Source organism: Azonexus caeni (assembly GCF_048146105.1).
GTDB lineage: Bacteria > Pseudomonadota > Gammaproteobacteria > Burkholderiales > Rhodocyclaceae > Azonexus > Azonexus aromaticus_B.
The window spans coordinates 25026-32308 of the sequence record NZ_JBKJAD010000032.1; the positions used below are offsets into that span (position 1 = coordinate 25026).

A 7283-nucleotide genomic window follows, 5' to 3' on the forward strand; every position below is an offset into this window, starting at 1 on the left:
CTGAATCAGTCGATCTTGTTGATGTTGGCTGCCTGCTTGCCCTTCGGACCGGTGACGATGTCGAAGGAAACGCGCTGGTTTTCAGCCAGGGTCTTGAAGCCGTTGCCCTGAATCGCGGAGAAATGGGCGAAGAGGTCTTCACCGCCGCCTTCCGGCGTGATGAAACCAAAACCCTTGGAGTCGTTGAACCACTTGACGGTACCAGTTGCCATGTTGAAGCTTCCTTGGAAAAAATAAATAAATACCGAGAATCAAGACCGAGGAGCTGACAAACCGAAAACGGCGCAGGAACAACACACTGCCTGGAAATCCCGTGCCCGCGAGTATGCTGCAGCTTACGAAGAATGCAAAGCCTTTTTCAGATTTTTTTTCGCCGCCCTGCCAAAAAGCCCGAAATTCAGCAGGGAAGCGACATTCCACCGCTCAGCGCAGACGTTCGACGGAAGCGCCGAGCGCCGAAAGTTTCTGTTCGATCCGCTCGTAGCCGCGGTCGAGATGATAGATGCGATCGATCTGCGTCTCGCCCTGCGCCACCAGGCCGGCGATGATCAGCGATGCCGAGGCGCGCAGGTCGGTGGCCATCACGGTCGCCCCCTGCAACTGGCCAACCCCGCGGACGACGGCGTTGTTGCCTTCGATCTGGATGTTGGCACCGAGGCGCATCAGTTCGTTCACATGCATGAAGCGGTTTTCGAAGATCGTCTCACGGATCGTCGCGACACCGTCGGCGACGCAGTTCATGGCCATGAACTGCGCCTGCATGTCGGTCGGGAAAGCCGGATAGGGTGCGGTCCGCAAGCTGACCGACTTGAGTCGGGCGGGCGCCGAAAGCTGGATCGCGTCGCGCTCGATGACGATCTCGCAGCCGGCATCGAGCAGCTTGTCGACGACGGAGTCGAGATAGGCAGCCGAGGTCCGGGTCAGCCGTACCTTGCCACCGGTCACCGCGGCCGCACACAGGTAGGTGCCGGTCTCGATGCGGTCGGGCATGATCGCATGGCGGGCGCCATGCAACTTGTCGACACCCTGGATGCGGACGATGTCGGTACCGGCGCCGGAAATGCGCGCCCCCATCGCCACCAGGCAATTGGCCAGATCGACCACCTCGGGTTCGCGGGCGGCGTTTTCGATGACTGTCTCGCCGTCGGCCAGACAGGCCGCCATCATCAGGTTCTCGGTGCCGGTAACGGTCACCATGTCGGTACAGATGCGCGCGCCCTTGAGGCGGCTCGCCCGGGCATGCACATAGCCCTGCTCGACCTTGACTTCGGCTCCCATTGCCTGCAGCCCCTTGATGTGCTGATCGACCGGCCGCGCACCGATGGCACAGCCGCCAGGCAGCGACACCTTCGCTTCGCCGCAGCGGGCAAGCAGCGGCCCGAGCACGAGGATCGAGGCGCGCATGGTCTTGACCATCTCGTACGAAGCAACCGGGTTGTTCAGCGTGCTGCCATCAAGACAGACCATACCGTCGTCGCCATCTCGGGTGATTGCCACCCCCATGTCGCCGAGCAGGCGCAGCATGGTCGAGATGTCGTTGAGTTGCGGCACGTTGGAAAACTCCAGCGCCTCGGCAGTCAGCAGCGAAGCGCAGAGGATGGGCAGTGCCGCGTTCTTGGCGCCGGACATGGCGATTTCGCCGTTCAGGGCATGACCGCCCCGGATCAGTAACTTATCCACGCTGGGCGCTCCATTCTTCGGGGGTCAGGGTCTTGAACGACAGGGCGTGCAGTTCGCCGGTCGCCAGTTTTTCCTGCAAGGTGCGATAGACCCGCTGCTGCCGCTGCACGCGGTTGAGGCCAGCGAACTCGGCGCTGACCACCAGCGCCTGGAAATGCTGGCCATCGCCATCAAGCTCCAGGTGCACGCAGTTCATGCCGGCGAGAATATATTGTTTGATCTCTTCGGGATGCATGTTCTCTCAGTTTCTCAGTTTCCAGCCCTGCCGCAGCAGTCCCAGCGTGATCGCGGCCACTGCCAGCAGACAACCGGCGACGACCGCCAGGCTGAGTTCCGGCGCGACATCGGAAACACCGAAAAAGCCGTAACGGAAGCCGTCGATCATGTAAAAGACAGGATTGTAATGGGACAAACCCCGCCAGAACGGCGGCAGGCTGTGAATCGAATAAAAGACGCCGGACAACATGGTCAGCGGCATGATCAGAAAGTTCTGGAACGCAGCGAGCTGATCGAATTTCTCGACCCAGATCCCCGCCACCATGCCGAGCGCGCCGAACAGGGCACCGCTCAGGAAAGCGAAAGTGAAGATCCAGAGCGGCGCCGCCACCTGCAGGTCGACAAAAACGACGGTCGCCAGCAGCACGCCGACACCGACCATCAGGCCGCGCAGCAGAGCGGCCAGCACGTAGGCAGCAAAGAACGCGCCATAGGGAATCGGCGGCAGCAGGACGAACACGATGGAACCGGTGATCTTGGCCTGGATCAGGCTCGACGATGAATTGGCGAAAGCGTTCTGCAGCACCTGCATCATCACCAGCCCGGGGATCAGGAAACTGGTGTAGCCAATGCCATGCACCCGGACATGGTCCTCGAGCACATGACCGAAGATCATCAGGTAGAGCATCGCCGTCAGCACCGGCGCGGCGACGGTCTGGAAGGCAACCTTCCAGAAGCGCAGGACTTCCTTGTAAAACAGGGTCCAGAAACCGATCAGCAACTCATTGATGCTCATTGCCGTAGCGTCCGCATGAAAACCTCTTCCAGCGAAGCGCCGGGATGCGCCGCCATCAGGTTGGCCGTACTGTCGAGCGCAATCAGCTGCCCCTGTTTCATCAGGGCGATGCGGTTGCACAGGGCTTCCGCCTCCTCGAGGTAATGCGTGGTCAGGATGATGGTGTGCCCCTCGCTGTTGAGGCGGCGGACGAACTGCCACAGACCTTGGCGCAATTCGACATCGACCCCGGCGGTCGGCTCGTCGAGAACGATCACCGGCGGCTTGTGTACCAGCGCCTGGGCAACCAGGACACGCCGCTTCATACCGCCCGACAGACGCCGCATGTTGGCGTCGGCCTTGCTGGTGAGATCGAGGTGATGCAGGATTTCGTCGATCCAGTCATCGTTGTTGCGGATACCGAAGTAGCCCGACTGGATGCGCAAGGTCTCGCGCACACTGAAGAAGGGATCGAACACCAGTTCCTGCGGCACCACGCCGAGCAGCCGCCGCGCCTGGCGGAAGTCACGCACGACATCGTGGCCAAGGACGCTGATCGAACCACTGTCGATCCGGGTCAGCCCGGCCAGGCAGGAAATCAGCGTCGTCTTGCCGGCGCCGTTGGGGCCGAGCAGGCCAAAAAATTCGCCGGGCTCGATGCGCAGCGATATTCCGGCCAGTGCCTTGAGGGAAGCAAAGGACTTGACGACGTCGACGACGGAAACGGCTGCAGGCATGGACAGGCCGCTCAGGCCAGGGGCAACAGGTCGGAAATGCCGTAGAGTTCGGCCAGGGAGAGCACGCCGGCGGGAACGCCGACAAAGGAAAGGCGCTGCTTGGCCGCCTGGGCATGCCGCAGCCAGCCGAGCATCACCGCCAGCGCCGAGGAATCGGCTGCGTCGACGGCGGACAGATCGACGACCGAATCGCCCCCCATCTCGGCGCAGCCGGCCGCCAGCAAGGCCCTGGCATTCGCCATCACCATGGCGCCGCGAACGGCGAGGGCACCGTTGCTACGCTCGATCATTTCTTGCCGTTTTTTGCCGCCGCAGCGACTTCCAGCGACTTGTTCTTGGCTGCCAGGCTGGCGATCAGGCCGTCGATGCCGCCAGCGCGCACTTCATTGGCGAACTGCTCGCGGTAATTGGTAACCAGACTGATGCCGGCCACGACAACATCGAAGACCTTCCAGTTGTCACCAGATTGTTCCAGCCAGTAATCGATCTGCACCGGTTGCGAACCGGGTTGCGTCACTTCGGAGCGCACCAGCACTTCCGTTTCGCCGCTCTTCATCTTGAACGGCTTGAAAACGATACGCTGGTTGCTGTAGCTACTCAGTGCATTGGAGTAGGTGCGAACGAGCAGGTTCTTGAATTCTTCGGCCAGACGGTTCTTCTGGGCCGGGTTGGCGCTGCGCCAGTCGCGACCGACCGCCAGCGAGGTCATGCGCTGGAAATTGAAATAAGGCAGCACTTTGGCGTCGACCAGCGCGCTGATCTTCTGGATGTCCCCGTTGCGGATGTCCTTGTCCTGGCGGACGATTTCCAGCACTTCTTCGGAAACACGACGAATCAGCGCGTCGGGCGCTTCGGCGGCAAACAGCGGAGCGGCGAGAAAACAGGCCAGGCATACAGCAAGCAAACGCTTGATCATCAAAGAACCCTCAACTCAATCATCCAGACGCGGCGGGCGGCCATCGTAAATCAGGTTGCGGCGACGCTGCAGGTAGGCATCGCGCACGTAGGCGTATTTGTCGAGCGCTGCTTCCTCGACCACCTTGTCGGCGGGCAGCAAACCGGCGCGAACATCGACGAAACGCAGGACCGAGGTACCAATGCGCACCGATTCCGGGTGGATCGTCGACACCGGGTCGACATAGGTATCGACAGCCCAGCCCAGCAGGTCGCGCGAGGTGCGCGGACCAACCACCGGCAGGAAGACGTAGGGGCCGTTGCCGACGCCCCAAACCGCCATCGTCTGGCCGAAATCCTCGTTGTAACGCTCGAAGCCGAGTTCGCTGGCGACATCGAACAGCCCCAGGATACCGACAGTCGAGTTGATCAGGAAACGCGTCAGTCCCAGACCGGCATCGGCCGGCTTGCCCTGCAGCGCGTTGTTGGCACCGCCCCAGACTTCACCGACATTGCCGAAGAAATTGCCGACACTGGCCTTGACCGGCAAGGGAAAGGCAGCATCGTAGGCCTGGGCGACCGGACGGGCGGCGTATTTATCCAGCGCTTCGTTCACCGAGAACATCGAACGATTGAAATTTTCGTAAGGATCGCGCTGAGCTTCCTGGGCGCTGGCATGAGCGGTCGAGACCGCCAGCGCACCGCCGAGAGCCAGCAGACGAAGCAATCGCCGAACCGAAAATCCTGCCTTCAATGTCATTTGCTATCCTGTCCTTCAGCCGCCTTGCCGAAAAGGAACTGGCTGATCAGTTTTTCCAAGACCACCGCTGACTGGGTCATTTTCACCGTGTCGCCCGGTTGCAGCATCTTCTCGTCGCCACCGACGTCGAAACCGATGTACTGCTCGCCCAGCAGACCCGCCGTATAAATCGATGCGAAGGTATCCCGCGGAAAGCGGTAACGCCCGTCGATGTTCATCGTCACCACCGCCTGGTAGCTTTCGGGATCGAAGCGGATATCCGCGATCCTGCCCACCAGAACGCCGGCACTGCGAACCGGACCGCGCACCTTCAGGCCGCCGATGTTATCAAACTTGGCTTGCAGGACATAGGTCTCGGACAAGTGGGCCGCCGAAAGATTGCCCACCTTGAGCGCCAAAAACAACACTGCGGCAATGCCGAGAGCAACGAAGAAGCCGACCCAGAGGTCGATTACGGTACGGTTCATGATGTTCCCCGGAACATGAACGATGTCAGAATGAAATCCAGCGCCAGAATGGTCATCGCCGAAGTCACGACGGTGCGGGTGATCGCTCGCGACACCCCTTCCGCCGTAGGGACCGCGTCGTAACCCTCGAACACTGCAATCAGCGAAACAGCAAAACCAAAAACGACACTCTTGATGACGCCATTGAGAATGTCGTAGCGAAAATCGACGCTCGACTGCATCTGCGACCAGAAGGCACCATCATCGACCCCGATGAAGACAACACCGATCAGCCAGCCACCGAACACGCCCATCGCCGAGAACATCGCCGCCAGCAGCGGCATCGACACCACCCCGCCCCAGAAGCGCGGCGCCACGACACGGGCCAGCGGATTGACCGCCATCATGTCCATCGCCTTCAACTGCTCGGTCGTCTTCATCAGACCGATCTCGGCGGTGATCGACGAACCGGCCCGCGAGGCGAACAACAGGCCGGCAACCACCGGTCCCAGTTCGCGCACCAGCGACAGTGCAACAAGAATCCCCAGGGCCTCGGTCGAGCCATAACGCTGCAGGGTTTCATAGCCCTGGAGGCCGAGCACCAGACCGACGAACAAGCCTGAAACCAGGATGATCAACAGCGATAGCACGCCACTGAAGTAGATTTCGCGCAAGGTCAGCGGCAGGCGACGGAAGGCCGTTCCGGAATGGGTCAGGATGGCAAAGAAGAAACGCGCCGCGAAGCCGAGGCGCCAGATGCGATCGACGGTCGGTGCGCCGATCTTGCGCAGCAGGTCAAGCGGCCCCGGCATATCCGCCCCCCAGGGAAAAATCGGCCTGCATCGATGCTGCCGGATAGTCGAAATGCACCGGCCCGTCAGGCTCGGCATGCACGAACTGGTGCACGAAAGGGTCGCGCGAGGCACGGATTTCGTCCGGCGTCCCTTCGGCAACCACCCGGCCGCCGTTCAGGAAATAGATGTAATCGACGATCTGCAGCGACTCCTGAACATCGTGCGTGACCATGATCGAGGTCGCCCCCAGCGCGTCGTTCAGGGTCCGGATCAGGCGGCCGATGACGCCGAGCGCGATCGGATCGAGGCCGGTGAAGGGTTCGTCGTACATGACCAGCATCGGATCCAGGGCGATCGCCCGGGCCAGTGCCACCCGCCGCGCCATGCCGCCGGACAGCGAACCCGGCATCAAGGCATGGGCGCCACGCAGGCCAACGGCTTCCAGCTTCATCAGCACCAGGTCGCGGATCATTTCGTCGGAAAGATCGGTATGCTCGCGCAACGGAAAGGCCACGTTCTCGAACACCGACAGATCGGTGAACAAGGCGCCGAACTGGAACAGCATCCCCATGCGTCGACGCAGTCGATAAAGCTCGGCCTCCGACATCTTGCTGACCACGGCGTCGGCCAGTCGCACGGTTCCGCCACTCGGCCGCAACTGGCCGCCGATGCAGCGCAACAGGGTGGTCTTGCCGCAGCCGGAGCCGCCCATGATGGCCACCACCTTGCCGCGCGGGATGCGCATGTTGATCCCCTGCAGCACCGGCCGCCCATCATAGGTGAAATGTAGGTCTTCGATATCGACCAGGATGTTTTCCGACAACGCCTGCTTCCCCGCAAAAGATAGGCGGCATTCTAGCAGCCTGTCGGACTTGAGGCGACCTGGCTGCTGAAATTGAGCTTGGATGGCCGAGATTTGGTGATTTTTATCTGGAAGCGCACGATTTTCCCTTGTTTTTGCTACTGCGGACGCAATACGGC

10 protein-coding genes and 1 pseudogene are annotated in these 7283 nt (G+C 61.2%); all 11 read right to left on the minus strand.

Annotated features, from left to right (window positions below; translation table 11 throughout):
* Nucleotides 1-5: 5 nt before the first annotated feature.
* Nucleotides 6-212, minus strand: a complete 207-nt coding sequence (locus ACLIIZ_RS19885) for a cold-shock protein (protein WP_374328743.1) — start codon at nucleotides 210-212, stop codon at nucleotides 6-8.
* Nucleotides 213-423: 211 nt separating this feature from the next.
* Complete coding sequence (gene murA, locus ACLIIZ_RS19890) at nucleotides 424-1680, minus strand: UDP-N-acetylglucosamine 1-carboxyvinyltransferase (protein WP_416695207.1); 1257 nt, start codon at nucleotides 1678-1680, stop codon at nucleotides 424-426.
* Nucleotides 1673-1915: a BolA family protein gene (locus ACLIIZ_RS19895; protein ID WP_416695209.1), complete on the minus strand. Its 243-nt coding sequence runs from the start codon at nucleotides 1913-1915 to the stop codon at nucleotides 1673-1675. Before ACLIIZ_RS19895 ends, murA begins: the two co-directional genes overlap by 8 nt.
* Nucleotides 1916-1921: 6 nt before the next feature.
* Complete coding sequence (locus ACLIIZ_RS19900) at nucleotides 1922-2692, minus strand: ABC transporter permease (RefSeq protein ID WP_416695211.1); 771 nt, start codon at nucleotides 2690-2692, stop codon at nucleotides 1922-1924.
* 29 nt (nucleotides 2693-2721) lie between these two features.
* Nucleotides 2722-3408, minus strand: a pseudogene (locus ACLIIZ_RS19905) (ABC transporter ATP-binding protein); the annotation flags it as partial.
* An 11-nt stretch (nucleotides 3409-3419) separates the two neighbouring features.
* Complete coding sequence (locus tag ACLIIZ_RS19910) at nucleotides 3420-3698, minus strand: STAS domain-containing protein (protein ID WP_416695213.1); 279 nt, start codon at nucleotides 3696-3698, stop codon at nucleotides 3420-3422.
* A complete protein-coding gene (locus tag ACLIIZ_RS19915) occupies nucleotides 3695-4324 on the minus strand; it encodes an MlaC/ttg2D family ABC transporter substrate-binding protein (protein WP_416695215.1) in 630 nt (209 codons plus the stop codon). The genes ACLIIZ_RS19910 and ACLIIZ_RS19915 overlap by 4 nt, the downstream gene beginning before the upstream one ends.
* A gap of 15 nt (nucleotides 4325-4339) precedes the next feature.
* The gene (locus ACLIIZ_RS19920; RefSeq protein ID WP_416695218.1) at nucleotides 4340-5062 is read right to left on the minus strand and encodes an MlaA family lipoprotein; all 723 of its coding nucleotides are present in this window, start codon (nucleotides 5060-5062) and stop codon (nucleotides 4340-4342) included.
* Entirely contained in the window at nucleotides 5059-5529 is a 471-nt protein-coding gene (gene mlaD, locus ACLIIZ_RS19925) for an outer membrane lipid asymmetry maintenance protein MlaD (protein WP_416695220.1), read from the minus strand. Before mlaD ends, ACLIIZ_RS19920 begins: the two co-directional genes overlap by 4 nt.
* Nucleotides 5526-6320 (minus strand): lipid asymmetry maintenance ABC transporter permease subunit MlaE, encoded by a 795-nt coding sequence (mlaE, locus tag ACLIIZ_RS19930; RefSeq protein WP_416695222.1) that lies wholly within the window; start codon nucleotides 6318-6320, stop codon nucleotides 5526-5528. Before mlaE ends, mlaD begins: the two co-directional genes overlap by 4 nt.
* On the minus strand, nucleotides 6304-7125 hold the full coding sequence (locus ACLIIZ_RS19935) for an ABC transporter ATP-binding protein (protein WP_416695224.1): 822 nt from the start codon (nucleotides 7123-7125) through the stop codon (nucleotides 6304-6306). Before ACLIIZ_RS19935 ends, mlaE begins: the two co-directional genes overlap by 17 nt.
* Nucleotides 7126-7283: the final 158 nt, after the last annotated feature.

Excerpts from the sequence above, each read along its gene's own strand:
- mlaD (WP_416695220.1), bottom strand. The coding sequence starts at position 5,529 with ATGAACCGTACCGTAATCGACCTCTGGGTCGGCTTCTTCGTTGCTCTC.
- ACLIIZ_RS19885 (WP_374328743.1), bottom strand. The coding sequence starts at position 212 with ATGGCAACTGGTACCGTCAAGTGGTTCAACGACTCCAAGGGTTTTGGT.
- ACLIIZ_RS19900 (WP_416695211.1), bottom strand. The coding sequence starts at position 2,692 with ATGAGCATCAATGAGTTGCTGATCGGTTTCTGGACCCTGTTTTACAAG.
- ACLIIZ_RS19915 (WP_416695215.1), bottom strand. The coding sequence starts at position 4,324 with ATGATCAAGCGTTTGCTTGCTGTATGCCTGGCCTGTTTTCTCGCCGCT.
- mlaE (WP_416695222.1), bottom strand. The coding sequence starts at position 6,320 with ATGCCGGGGCCGCTTGACCTGCTGCGCAAGATCGGCGCACCGACCGTC.
- ACLIIZ_RS19920 (WP_416695218.1), bottom strand. The coding sequence starts at position 5,062 with ATGACATTGAAGGCAGGATTTTCGGTTCGGCGATTGCTTCGTCTGCTG.
- ACLIIZ_RS19895 (WP_416695209.1), bottom strand. The coding sequence starts at position 1,915 with ATGCATCCCGAAGAGATCAAACAATATATTCTCGCCGGCATGAACTGC.
- ACLIIZ_RS19910 (WP_416695213.1), bottom strand. The coding sequence starts at position 3,698 with ATGATCGAGCGTAGCAACGGTGCCCTCGCCGTTCGCGGCGCCATGGTG.